Here is a 12,499-nt window from a genome sequence, read left to right as displayed (position 1 = left end):
CGAATGCTCCGGTCGGGGTCAGGGGGCGTGCCGGTCGCGGGCGCCGAGACCCTCGTCGTCCGAATCGGTCCACAGGGAGCTGTCGTACGGGGTGTCGGGGATGGGGACCAGATCGGGTCGGCGGGGCGACGGGGGGCCACCCCGGGCGGTCGCGGCCGAGCGCTCGGGGGAGGTCCCCGAGGCGGCCTCGCGCAGCAGCGCGACGCTCTCGCGCAGGTGATCGGCGTCGGTGCGCACCCGGCGCATCTCCAGACCGCCGCCCATCTGCTGTTCCAGCCGCCCGACCGACCTCTGGAGGTCGTCGAGACAGCGCTGGACTGACGTCAAGTCGTCGTGCACGGACATGACTTGCCCTCACTTCCACGGACACTGCGGTCCCAGGCGGCAACGTTCATGCGCCTGCGAGTGTTGCGCGTCACATACGCCCGTGTGAAGGCGCGTGCACGGATTTGAGGTCACGCCCCCCGCGGCTCGGCCACCGGATCGGCTGTGAGAGCCGGGGCGCGGGGGACGAGAGCCCGGAGCGCCCCGGAACCCTCCGGGGCTGTCCGGAGCCGCTGAGAGCGGCGAGGCTGAAGGGGCGGACGGGGTGGGTCCGGGGGACCGACGTGGCTCCGAGCGCGGGCGGGCTCCTGGGAGCGACGCGGCTCCATGGGGTGGAGCGGCTCCAGGGGGTGGGGCGGCTCCGGGGGGTGGGGCGGCTCCGGGGAGCGACGCGGCTCCGGGGAGCGACGCGGCTCCGGGGGGCGGAACGGTCACAGGCCGGGAATCCGGCGCACGGGGCGGCCCCGGAGGCCCCGGAACCGCCCGGCATTGCTCCGCACGGGTGGGCTTCGGGCCCTCCACCGCCGTGTCGCCGCGCCCGCGAAGCCCCTCTCCCCTTCAGTGGGCGCATAGATCTGATCAGCTCCATATACCGCCAAACGTGATCAGAAACCGACCTGCCCCACAGCGGAGCATCCCCCGGAGGTTGCAGTGATGTCCCACGACGGCGTCGGACTGCGCGCGGTGATGCGCTCGGTCGCGTTCCTCACCGCGGGAGCGCTCGCGGTACCCCTCCTCAGTGCGTGCAGCTCGGAGGACGACGCGAGCAAGCCCATCGCCGCGCAGGACATCGCGCCCGCGTCCCGTGACCTGATCACCGACGGCGGCACGCTGCGCTGGGCCGTGGACTCCGTTCCGGAGACTCTGAACGCCTTCCAGGCGGACGCCGACGCCGCGACCACGCGTGTCGCCGGTGCCGTCCTGCCGTCGATGTACCGCCTCGACCAGAACGGGCGCCCGCAGATCAACCCGAACTACCTGGAGTCCGCGAAGGTCGTCGAGAGCGAGCCCAAGCAGGTCGTGCTGTACAAGCTCAACCAGCAGGCGGTCTGGAGCGACGGGCGGGAGATCGGCGCCGCCGACTTCGCCGCCCAGTGGCGGGCCCTGTCCGGCAAGGACACCGCGTACTGGACCGCCCGCAACGCCGGCTACGACCGCATCGAGAAGGTCGAGCGCGGCAAGAACAACCTGGAGGTCCGCGTCACCTTCAGCCGGCCCTACGCCGACTGGAAGTCGCTGTTCTCGCCGCTGTACCCGAAGGACGTCATGGGCACCCCGGACACCTTCAACGACGGCGCGCGCAGGAAGCTGAAGGTCACCGCCGGGCCGTTCGCCCTCCAGGCGGTCGACCGCACGGCCGGGCAGGTCACTCTCACCCGCAATCCGCGCTGGTGGGGCCGTCCCACCAAGCTCTCCGAGATCGACCTCGTCGCCGTCCCGCGCGCCGATCGGACCACGGCGCTCGCCGCGGGCCGGGTCGACCTCGCCGAGGTCGACGCCGCGCAGGCCGAGCAGATCACCCTCGCCTCCCGCGACAAGGGCACCGCCCCCCTCCAAGGGGCGCACGTCTCGCCCGGCACGTCCGCGTCCGCGTCCGCGTCGCTGTCGGGCACGGCATCCGGCGAGGCGTCCGCGTCGGCCACGGCATCCGGTGAGGCGTCCGCCGACGCGACCGCGAGCGCGTCCGAGGATGCCTCCGCGAGCGCGTCCGGCGATGCCTCCGCGAGCGCGTCCGGCGAGTCCTCTCCCGACGGTTCCCAGAAGGCGTCCGCGTCCGCGAGCGGCAAGGCGTCGGCGAGCGCGTCCGACGACGGCAAGCCCGCACGCGGCACGAAGCACGGGAAGAAGGCGGAGCCGGCCGACCAGGTCGCGGGCCTGAGCGGATTCGTGATCCGCAAGTCCCTCGAACCGGCCTACACCCAGCTCGCCCTCAACGGCTCCGAGGGCCCGCTCGCCGACGAGCGCGTGCGCCGCGCCGTGGCCCGCGCCCTCGACCGCAAGGAACTCGCCCGGGTGGTGCTCCAGCCGCTCGGTCTGCCCGCCGAGCCGGTCGGCAGCCACCTCGCGCTCGCGGGCCAGCAGGCGTACGCCGACAACAGCGGCGCGCTCGGTGACCAGGACACCGCCGAGGCGCAGGCCCTGCTCTCCGACGCGGGATGGGTGCGTGGCGGCCCGATCACCGAGGAGAAGAAGACGGAGAAGGCCGCCGGGTCCAAGGGCAAGAAGGCGGAGGACGCCGAGGACCAGGACGGTTCCGGCGACGACGGGACGTACATCGTCGGCGAGGACAACAAGCCCGCCGAGGCCGACCGGGAGCAGAAGAACGACCCGAAGGACCACTCGGGGAACCACCAGTACAAGCCGGCCGACGAACAGGCCGGCGGGCACCTCGACGGCACCCGCTACGGGCACAAGGACGCCCATCGGGACGCTCCGGCGGGCGGGGCGCCCGGGGCGTACGCCCCCAAGGGCACGGCCGCCCCCGCCGGCGCCGCGGCCGGCGCGCTCGCCAAGGACGGCAAGCCGCTCACGCTCCGCTTCGTCCTGCCCTCCGGACCCGGTTCGGAGCCCCTGCGCACGGTCGCCGACCGGATCTCGCAGATGCTCCAGCGCATCGGCATCCGCACCGACGTGTCCAGGGTCGCGGACGAGAGCTACTTCAAGGACCACATCGCCTCGGGCCAGTACGACCTGGCGCTCTACTCGTGGCCCGCCTCCGCCTTCCCGGCCACCGACGCGCGTCCGATCTACGCCAAGCCGGTGCCCGCCGCCGACGGCTCCCTGAGCGTCGAGCAGAACTACACCCGCGTCGGCACCGACCAGGTCGACCAACTGTTCGACCAGGCCATCGCCACCCTCGACGAGGACGAGGCGAGCTCGCTGGTCCGCAAGGCCGACGCCCGGATCTGGGCCGCCGCCGGCTCGATCCCGCTCTTCCAGCGCCCCCAGCTCACCGCCGCCCGCTCCACCCTCGTCAACACCGGCGCCTTCGGCTTCCAGACCCCGATCTACGAGGACATGGGCTTCCTGAAGAAGGGCGCGAACCCCTCGGCCGGCCCGTCGAAGAGCTAGCCGCCGGGACCACCCGCCGGCGCGCCGGGGGCCCGCCGTCGAACAGTGGGGGACCGTCGGTCGAACAGCCGGGGACGTCCTGGGGTCCCCCTTCCCCAGGAGGGGGACCCGGCGGACCGAAAAGGCCCGGTGAGCTCGGAGAAGAGCTCGCCGGGCCGTCGCCGTCGTGGCCCTGCGGAGGCCGCCTCCGTCGCGGCCACGTACCATGGGGTAAGGCCGTGGCGTGTTCAGCCCGGCAGGCCCCGCGCAGCGGAGGCCGTCCACTCACCCCGGGAGAAGCGCCTCAATATGGCCACGCGCCACGACATCCGCAACGTCGCCATCGTCGCCCACGTCGACCATGGCAAGACCACCCTGGTCGACGCCATGCTCAAGCAGGCCGGTGCCTTCGCCGCGCACGCCGCCGAGTCGCTCGACGACCGCATGATGGACTCGAACGACCTGGAGCGTGAGAAGGGCATCACGATCCTGGCGAAGAACACGGCGGTCAAGTACCACCCGAAGGATGGCGGCGACGCCATCACGATCAACATCATCGACACCCCCGGCCACGCCGACTTCGGTGGTGAGGTCGAGCGCGGTCTGTCGATGGTGGACGCGGTCGTCCTCCTCGTCGACGCCTCCGAGGGCCCGCTGCCGCAGACCCGCTTCGTGCTGCGCAAGGCGCTGCAGGCCCGCCTGCCCGTCATCCTGTGCATCAACAAGACGGACCGCCCGGACTCGCGCATCGACGAGGTCGTGAACGAGGCGTACGACCTCTTCCTCGACCTGGACGCCGACGAGGACCAGATCGAGTTCCCGATCGTCTACGCCTGCGCGCGTGACGGCGTGGCGTCGCTGACCAAGCCGGAGGACGGCACCGTCCCGGCCGACAGCGACAACCTGGAGCCGTTCTTCTCCACGATCCTGGAGCACGTCCCGGCCCCGTCCTTCGACGAGTCCGCGCCGCTCCAGGCCCATGTGACGAACCTGGACGCCGACAACTTCCTCGGCCGTATCGCGCTGCTCCGCGTCGAGCAGGGCGAGCTGCGCAAGGGCCAGACCGTCACGTGGATCAAGCGCGACGGCACGATGTCCAACGTGCGCATCACCGAGCTGCTGATGACCGAGGCGCTCACCCGCAAGCCCGCCGAGGTGGCCGGCCCCGGTGACATCTGCGCCGTCGCCGGTATCCCGGACATCATGATCGGCGAGACCCTCGCCGACACCGAGAACCCGATCGCGCTGCCGCTGATCACGGTCGACGAGCCGGCGATCTCCATGACCATCGGCACGAACACCTCGCCGCTGGTCGGCCGCGGCGGCACGGGCAAGGGCGCGGACGCCAAGTCTGCGGTCAAGGACCGCAAGGTCACCGCCCGCCAGGTCAAGGACCGCCTCGACCGCGAGCTGGTCGGTAACGTCTCCCTCCGTGTGCTCGACACCGAGCGCCCGGACGCCTGGGAGGTCCAGGGCCGTGGTGAGCTCGCGCTCGCCATCCTGGTCGAGCAGATGCGCCGCGAGGGCTTCGAGCTGACCATCGGCAAGCCGCAGGTGGTCACCCAGGTCATCGACGGCAAGGTCCACGAGCCCGTCGAGCGCATGACGATCGACGTCCCCGAGGAGCACATGGGCGCGGTCACGCAGCTCATGGGTGTCCGCAAGGGCCGGATGGACAACATGTCGAACCACGGTTCCGGCTGGGTCCGCCTGGAGTTCGTCGTCCCGTCCCGCGGTCTCATCGGCTTCCGTACGGAGTTCCTGACCGGCACGCGCGGCACGGGCATCGCGCACTCCATCCACGAGGGCCACGAGCCGTGGTTCGGCACCCTGACGACCCGTAACAACGGCTCGCTGGTCGCTGACCGCTCCGGCGCCGTCACCGCGTTCGCGATGACGAATCTCCAGGAGCGCGGCGTGCTGTTCACCGACCCCGGCACCGAGGTGTACGAGGGCATGATCGTCGGCGAGAACTCGCGCTCCGACGACATGGACGTGAACATCACCAAGGAGAAGAAGCTCACGAACATGCGGTCCTCCTCGGCCGACACGTTCGAGGCGATCGTCCCGCCGCGCAAGCTCTCCCTGGAGCAGTCGCTGGAGTTCTGCCGCGACGACGAGTGCGTCGAGGTGACTCCGGAGGCCGTTCGCATCCGCAAGGTCGTTCTCGACCAGAAGGAGCGCGGCCGCACCGCGAGCCGCGCCAAGCACGGCTGATCCACTGCGCCGAGCGCGGCTGATCGACCGCGCCGGGCGCGGCTGATCCACCGGGAATCGAGCCCGGGTACCCCGTCACGGGGTGCCCGGGTTTTTTCGTTGCGGAAGATCTAGCCGTTCGTGCCGTCCCGTACAACCGGTTTTTTCCGGCTCTCGTGTCCGAAATGCGGAGCCTGCCGCCCGATACGCATGTAACACGTCCGTTTCGCGGGCTTCTCTCTCAGATCATTTTGTCCAGATTTTGGAAGATGTACGCGACAGCTGTGATGGAACCGAGACCTAAAGGCAGTGGTCGGTAGTTGGCTCATGTCAGATAGTTAGCCGCGTAACGCTCGGGTCAATGGGTCATGCGCTGTGGGGACAGCGCCGACTCACGAGCACAGTGGGGTGTTTGACCCTCCGTCAGGGGTGTCGGAGGTCAGTCAGGACCCCTCCTGTCCGTGCACCGGTTGAGTCATGAGGAGGCACCAGATGCCAACTACGCGTGTTCATCTGCGAGTTGTCGCATATCGCGCCGCGGCGCACAGCGACCGCTAGGCATACGTCTCTCCTGATCCGCATGGTCCGAACGTGGCCGCCCGCACCCTGAGGCGGCCACGGACTCGGCGTACCCATGAAATGGACGAATCATGACGAGTCCGATCGAGATCGAGGGCGCGGAAGCCTCCACCGAGGTCGACGAGCAGACGCCGCAGAAGGGTTCCGACACGCCGGAGAAGCTGGAGGGCCGATCGCCCGGCCAGCTGATGTGGCGCCGGTTCAAGCGAGACCGCACCGGTGTGGTCTCCGCCTACGTGGTGCTGTTCTTCTTCCTGATCGCCGCCCTCGCTCCGCTGATCTCGAAGCTGTACGGCAAGAACCCGTACACGCTGTACGGGCAGGACGACCCCACGCTCCTGAACGACTTCAACATGCCGGCGGGCCCCAACGGCGGCATCACGTCGGAGTACTGGTTCGGGATCGAACCCACCCTCGGGCGCGATGTGTTCATGCAGCTCCTGTACGGCATGCGCACCTCGCTGTACACGGCGCTCGCGGCGACCGTCGCGATGGTGTTCATGGGCGTGCTGATCGGCCTGGTCGGCGGCTACTTCGGCGGCAAGGTCGACTACTGGCTCGGCCGGCTCACGGACTTCCTGCTCGCGTTCCCGCAGCAGCTGTTCATGATCGCCTCGATGCCCGTCATCACCGCGGTGTTCGTCGCCCCCGACGAGGAGACGCCCACCTATATCCACGCGCTCGCGATCATCGGAGTGCTGTGGTTCCTCGGCTGGATGGGCCTCGCCCGGCTGATCAGGGCGGTCGCCCTCTCGCTGCGCGAGCGGGAGTTCGTCGAGGCCGCGAGGGTCGCGGGCGCCTCGCCGTGGCGCATCATCCGCAAGGAACTGCTGCCCAACCTCGTCACACCGATCCTGGTGCAGGGCACCTACATGCTGCCGAGCACCATCCTGTCGGTCGCGTTTCTCTCGTTCGTCGGCGTCGGTTACACCGAACCGACCCCCGACTGGGGCCGGATGTTCGCCATCGGGTCGGACATCTACGAACAGGACCCCGTCTACATGTTCTTCCCGGGTGTCGCCATGGTCATCTTCGTCGTGGCGTTCAACCTCCTCGGTGACTCGGTCCGGGACGCCTTCGATCCCAAGACGGGCCGCTGACCCCGAGTGCGGGGTGCCGCTGCCACCCGGGAGCCGGCGACGAACCGGCAGTGCACCGCCAGGCAGCACCAGTGGATCACTGATCACAACTCACAGGCAGGTGGACTCGACTCCATGAGCATCATCAGTTCTCGCAGAGCGCGGACCGCCGTCGTCGCGGTCGCGGCCGGCGCCCTCGCGCTGGCCGGCTGCAGCAGCAGTGACAGCGGCAACGGCAAGGACAAGAGCAAGGGCAAGAAGGAGGCCGCCGCCCAGTCGGCCGCGGTGACGATGGGTACCGCAGCGGACTCGACGGGTCCTGCCGAGGAGGTCCAGGGCGCCAAGCCCGGCGGCACGATCCAGGTGTACGAGGAGGACGACTTCTCGCACCTCGACCCCGGCCAGATCTACGTGAGCGACGCCGGCCTGCTCTCCAAGCTCATCTTCCGCGGCCTCACCACGTACAAGGAGGACGACAAGGGCGCCCTCACCGTCGTGGGTGACCTCGCCACCGACCCCGGCAAGATGTCGGACGGCGGCAAGACGTGGACGTACACCCTGAAGGACGGGATCAAGGACGAGACCGGTCATGTGATCGACTCGGCCGACGTCCGGCACACCTTCGAGCGGCTCTACGACCCGTTCATCACGGACGGCCCGTCCTACATCCAGCAGTGGCTGTCGGGTACCGGCACCACCTACCGCAAGGCGTACGCCGGTCCGTTCAAGGGCGGCAAGCACCTGCCGGACTCGGTGCTCGCCACCCCCGACGACAAGACCGTCGTCTTCCACTTCAAGGAAGCCCAGCCCGACCTGCCGCAGGCCCTGGCCATGGCCGGCTACTCCGTCGTCCCGGAGAAGACCGACACGAAGGCGAAGTACGACACCAAGCCGGTCGCCATCGGCCCGTACAAGATCTCGGAGTTCAAGGCCGGCAAGAGCGTGAAGCTGGTCAAGAACACCAACTGGGACGCCAAGAGCGACGCCATGCGTCACCAGTACGTCGACGGCTTCAACATCGACATCAACCACGACGACGAGGACCAGACCAAGACGATCCTCGCCGACCGTGGTGACGCCAAGAACGCCATCATGATGACCGGCCAGGTCGCGACCACGCAGGTGCAGAAGGTCGTCTCCAACGCCGCGGCGATGAAGCGCACCATCCAGGGCTACGCGCCGTACGTGTGGCAGATGAACTTCAACATGGACCGCATCAAGGACAAGAAGATCCGCGACGCGATCACCTACGCCATGCCGTCCACCGCCATGTACAAGGCGGACGGTGGCGCGTACGGCGGCGAGGTCGCCAACAGCCTGATGTCGCCGACCACTCCGGGCTACCAGAAGGACTACGACCCCTTCGAGCGCTCGAAGAAGCCCAACGGTGACATCGAGAAGGCCAAGAAGCTGATCGACGAGGCCGGCGCCAAGGGCAAGAAGATCGTCTACGCCTACGCCAACGTCCCGGTCCGCCAGCAGCAGGCGGTCCTCGTCGAGAACGCCCTCACCAAGATCGGCCTCGACGTCCAGAAGAAGGAGATCGACGCCGCCACCTGGTACGAGCAGGTGGGCAAGGTCAAGAACGGCTTCGACATCTACATGACCGGCTGGGGCCAGGACTGGTCCTCCGCCTCGACCGTCTTCCCGCCGCTGTACGACGGCGCGCAGATCCAGGACGGTGCGTCGAACTACGCGCACATCAACGACGACCACGTGAACTCCGAGATCCAGCGGATCCTGAAGATCACGGACACCGCCGAGGCCACCAAGGCCTGGACCGCGCTCAACCAGTACATCAGCGAGAAGGTCAACCCCGCGTCGCCGATCTACTACACCAAGACGTTCCAGATCGCCGGCACCAACGTGGGCGGCCTGCGCTACTCCACGGTCACCAGCTACACCGACCCGACCCGGGTCTTCCTCAAGAGCTGACCACCCTCCCGGGGCGCACTGCGCGCAGTGCGCCCCGGGCGCTCCTGTCCCTGGCCGCCGTCCTGAGAGCAGCGTTCCGCCATGCTTCGATTCATCCTTCGCCGGACGTTCGGCGCGGTGCTCATCCTCCTGCTGATCAGCGCCTTCACGTTCTTCATGTACTACGCGATCCCCCAGGACCCGGCGACACTCGCGTGCGGCAAGAACTGCACCCCGGACGCGCTGGCGATCATCCACAAGAACCTGGGGCTCGACGATCCGATCCCGGTGCAGTACTGGAAGTTCCTCTCCGGCCTGTTCGTCGGGCGCGACTTCGCCGTAGGACACTGCCCGGCACCCTGCTTCGGCGTCTCCTTCCGTGACCAGCAGATGGTCTGGGACACGATCATGGACCGCTTCCCGCTGACGCTGTCCCTCACCGTCGGCGGCCTGCTCGTCTTCCTGGTCGTCGGTCTCGGCACCGGTCTCATCGCCGCCCGCTACCGCGGGACCTGGCTCGACAAGACGTTCTCCAGCATCTCGCTGGTGCTCAGCTCGATGCAGATCTACTTCCTCGGCCCGGTCGTCCTCGGCATCTTCGTCTACAGCACCGGCTGGCTGGACAAGCCCAAGTACGTGCCGTTCAGCGAGAATCCGGCACAGTGGTTCATGGGCCTGCTGATCCCGTGGATCGTGATGTCCGTCATCTTCACCGCCAACTACACACGTATGTCCCGCTCGACGATGATCGAGCAACTCCAGGAGGAGCACGTCCGCGCGGCCCGTGCGAAGGGCATGACCGGGAAGTACGTCTTCTTCCGGTACGCCTGGCGCGGCTCGCTGATCCCGATCCTCACCATCCTCGGCATGGACCTGTCGGCGCTCCTCGGCGGCGCGGTCGTCACCGAGTTCACCTTCGGACTCGCCGGCATCGGACGGCTCGCCGTGGACTCGGTCGTCGGCAAGGACCTGCCGAAACTCATGGGCGTGATGCTCTTCAGCGCCGCGTTCATCCTCCTGCTCAACGTCATCGTGGATGCCCTGTACGCCGTGATCGACCCGCGTGTGCGGCTGTCCTAGTGCTTGAGGAGCCCTCTGAAGTGACCACACTCACCAAGCCCGAGGACGCCCCGGCCGCCGGCGCCTCCGACGCGTTCCTGTCGGTACGCGACCTGCACGTCCGGTTCGCCACGGAGGACGGCGTCGTCAAGGCGGTCGACGGACTCTCCTTCGACCTGGAGCGCGGGACGACGCTCGGCATCGTCGGCGAGTCCGGCTCGGGGAAGTCCGTCACCAACCTGACCATCCTGGGCCTGCACAACCCGCTGAGCACCACGATCGAGGGCGAGATCGTCCTCGACGGCAAGGAACTCATCACCGCCACGGAGCCGGAGCTGGAGAAGCTCCGCGGCAACAAGATGGCGATGATCTTCCAGGACGCGCTCACCGCCCTGTCGCCGTACCACAGCGTCGGTCGGCAGATCGGCGAACCGTTCCGCAAGCACACCGGCGCCTCGAAGAAGGAGGCGCGGGAGCGGGCGATCGAGATGCTGGAGAAGGTGGGCATCCCGCACGCCAAGCGGCGCGTGGACGACTACCCGCACCAGTTCTCCGGCGGTATGCGCCAGCGCGCGATGATCGCGATGTCGCTGGTCTGCAACCCGGATCTGCTGATCGCCGACGAGCCGACGACGGCCCTCGACGTGACGGTCCAGGCGCAGATCCTGGACCTGCTCAAGGACCTCCAGCAGGAGTTCGGCTCCGCGATCATCATGATCACCCACGACCTCGGCGTGGTCGCCAACATGGCGGACGACCTGCTCGTGATGTACGCGGGCCGCGCGGTGGAGCGCGGCACCGTCCGTGAGGTGCTCAAGACTCCGCAACACCCTTACACCTGGGGTCTGCTGGCGTCCATGCCACGCCTGACGGCTGACGTGGACGAGCCGTTGACCCCCATTCCGGGCGCGCCGCCGTCGCTGCTGAACCCGCCCTCGGGCTGCCCGTTCCATCCGCGGTGCACGTTCAGGAACGAGGTCGAGGGCGCCGACCGGTGTGTGGACATCCGGCCCGAGCTGCCGACGGGTCGCGGCTCCGCCTGCCATCTGACGTCGGATCAAAAGAGCCGCATCTTCACCGAGACGATTCGGCCCAGGCTGGGCTGAGGGGACTGACTGTGAGCGACGAGAAAACCGCGGTCGTGACCGATGTGATCCCCGGTCAGCGGGACGCGGACCCGGGCGAACCCCTCATGCGGGTGACCGACCTGAAGAAGTACTTCCCGGTCAAGGGAGGCTTCCCGATCCGCCGGACGGTCGGCGCCGTGCAGGCCGTGGACGGCGTCTCCTTCGACGTCTTCCCCGGTGAGAGCCTCGGACTGGTCGGCGAGTCGGGCTGCGGCAAGTCCACCACGGGACGGCTGCTGACCCGCCTGATGGAACCCACCCAAGGCATGATCTCGTACCGCGGGAAGGACATCACCCGCGCCAGCCGGCGTCAGCTGTCCCCGATCCGCTCCGAGATCCAGATGATCTTCCAGGACCCGTACGCCTCGCTGAACCCGCGGCAGACGGTCGGTACGATCATCTCCTCACCGATGGAGATCAACGGCGTCAACCCGCCCGGCGGGCGCGAGAAGCGCGTGCGTGAACTGCTGGAGACGGTGGGTCTCAACCCCGAGCACTACAACCGCTTCCCGCACGAGTTCTCCGGCGGTCAGCGCCAGCGCATCGGTGTGGCCCGCGCGCTCGCGCTCAAGCCCAAACTGATCGTCGCGGACGAGCCGGTCTCCGCGCTCGACGTCTCCATCCAGGCGCAGGTGGTGAACCTCCTCCAGGAGGTCCAGCGGGAGATGGGCATCGCTTTCGTCTTCATCGCCCACGACCTCGCCGTCGTCCGCCACTTCTCGCAGCGCGTCGCGGTCATGTACCTCGGCAAGATCGTGGAGATCGCCGACCGGACCTCGCTGTACACCGGCCCCCGACACCCGTACACCCACGCGCTGATGTCGGCCGTCCCCGACGCGGACATCGATGCCGAGAAGAAGGAACGCATCCGTCTGCAGGGCGACGTCCCGTCGCCCATCTCCCCGCCGTCCGGCTGCCGTTTCCGCACGCGCTGCTGGAAGGCGCAGGACAAGTGCGCGCAGGAGGAGCCGCCGTTGGTCCGCATCTCCGGCAACGCCGAGGGCCACCTCACCGCGTGCCACTTCCCGGAGGATCCCACCATCGAGGCGCGTGCCGAGGACATCGTGCTGGATCCGGCGCTGGCGGCGCTGGAGGCCGAGGACGACTAGAGGGGGCGCCGAACGGCACCCCCCGGCGCCCGTCGGCCGGATCGTGGCCCGGCCACGCAGG

At 68.6% G+C, this 12,499-nt stretch carries 8 protein-coding genes; 7 read left to right on the top strand and 1 reads right to left on the bottom strand.

What is annotated here, in order from left to right; genetic code table 11:
• Window positions 1-18: 18 nt before the first annotated feature.
• Window positions 19-345 (bottom strand): hypothetical protein, encoded by a 327-nt coding sequence (locus ABEB03_RS23745; RefSeq protein ID WP_095936428.1) that lies wholly within the window; start codon window positions 343-345, stop codon window positions 19-21.
• A gap of 633 nt (window positions 346-978) precedes the next feature.
• Between ABEB03_RS23745 and ABEB03_RS23740 the strand changes: the two genes are divergently transcribed.
• The 7 genes from ABEB03_RS23740 to ABEB03_RS23710 all read left to right on the top strand — a co-directional run bounded on the left by ABEB03_RS23740 (window position 979) and on the right by ABEB03_RS23710 (window position 12,438).
• Window positions 979-3,396, top strand: a complete 2,418-nt coding sequence (locus ABEB03_RS23740; protein ID WP_345652927.1) for an ABC transporter family substrate-binding protein — start codon at window positions 979-981, stop codon at window positions 3,394-3,396.
• A 288-nt stretch (window positions 3,397-3,684) separates the two neighbouring features.
• Entirely contained in the window at window positions 3,685-5,592 is a 1,908-nt protein-coding gene (gene typA / locus ABEB03_RS23735) for a translational GTPase TypA (RefSeq protein WP_345652924.1), read from the top strand.
• A 629-nt stretch (window positions 5,593-6,221) separates the two neighbouring features.
• Window positions 6,222-7,250 carry an ABC transporter permease gene (locus ABEB03_RS23730; protein WP_345652922.1) on the top strand — a complete coding sequence of 343 codons (1,029 nt, stop codon included), beginning with the start codon at window positions 6,222-6,224 and terminating at the stop codon, window positions 7,248-7,250.
• Window positions 7,251-7,364: 114 nt separating this feature from the next.
• Complete coding sequence (locus tag ABEB03_RS23725) at window positions 7,365-9,164, top strand: ABC transporter substrate-binding protein (RefSeq protein WP_345652920.1); 1,800 nt, start codon at window positions 7,365-7,367, stop codon at window positions 9,162-9,164.
• Between the two features lie 81 nt (window positions 9,165-9,245).
• The gene (locus ABEB03_RS23720; RefSeq protein WP_345652918.1) at window positions 9,246-10,223 is read left to right on the top strand and encodes an ABC transporter permease; all 978 of its coding nucleotides are present in this window, start codon (window positions 9,246-9,248) and stop codon (window positions 10,221-10,223) included.
• 20 nt (window positions 10,224-10,243) lie between these two features.
• On the top strand, window positions 10,244-11,308 hold the full coding sequence (locus ABEB03_RS23715) for an ABC transporter ATP-binding protein (RefSeq protein ID WP_345652916.1): 1,065 nt from the start codon (window positions 10,244-10,246) through the stop codon (window positions 11,306-11,308).
• Window positions 11,309-11,394: 86 nt separating this feature from the next.
• Window positions 11,395-12,438 (top strand): ABC transporter ATP-binding protein, encoded by a 1,044-nt coding sequence (locus tag ABEB03_RS23710; protein WP_345653031.1) that lies wholly within the window; start codon window positions 11,395-11,397, stop codon window positions 12,436-12,438.
• Window positions 12,439-12,499: the final 61 nt, after the last annotated feature.

This window comes from Streptomyces siamensis, assembly GCF_039543605.1.
Taxonomy (GTDB): Bacteria; Actinomycetota; Actinomycetes; order Streptomycetales; family Streptomycetaceae; genus Streptomyces; species Streptomyces siamensis.
This window is presented reverse-complemented; position numbering and strand designations above follow the sequence as displayed.